General features: G+C 47.1%; 1 protein-coding gene. It reads right to left on the bottom strand.

Features of this window, described 5'->3' with window-relative positions:
* Window positions 1-531: toxin Cry1Ac domain D-VI-related protein (locus tag ACFP56_RS08500; protein WP_379234636.1), on the bottom strand; the 531-nt coding region annotated here is incomplete at both ends.

Below are 531 nucleotides of genomic sequence, written 5' to 3'. Positions count from 1 at the left end.
AATTAATTTCAATGATACCCGCGTTAGATTTATTCACCCTAGAGCTGTGGATGGAAACCGAGTTGCCATTTAGAAAAATCCCTGTGATTTTGTCTCTCCACACTGCATCATCGTCAAAGGTAATCCGCACGGTGTCGACATTGGGAGCTATCCCTGCTAAAGTCGGTGGGTCCAAGACTTGGTCAAGTAATTCTTGAGCTGTCTCGATGGCTTGTTCTAGAGCAAACTTTTCCGCACCATCTACGACTAGAGCTACTTTAGCTCTGGCAGCATCGATTGCCGCTTGATCGACTCCCGCTTTTAATACTGTTTTTGTATTGTCCGAGAATAACCCGTTTACAGCCTCAGTAGCAGCTAGCAAGTTAGCAATCGCTTCGAGCTGAGCGTCCAACAACTGCTGTGCGGAATGAAGGTCGGCGAGCAACGCAGCCTTTTCCGCACCATTGTCCACAATAGCTACTTTAGCGCTGGCAGCGTTAATTGCGTCTTGATCGACGTCCGCTTTTAATGCTGTTTTTGTATTGTCCGAGA

Origin of the sequence: Paenibacillus septentrionalis, assembly GCF_042659865.1 — a bacterium.
Taxonomy (GTDB): Bacteria; Bacillota; Bacilli; order Paenibacillales; family Paenibacillaceae; genus Pristimantibacillus; species Pristimantibacillus septentrionalis.
This window is presented reverse-complemented; position numbering and strand designations above follow the sequence as displayed.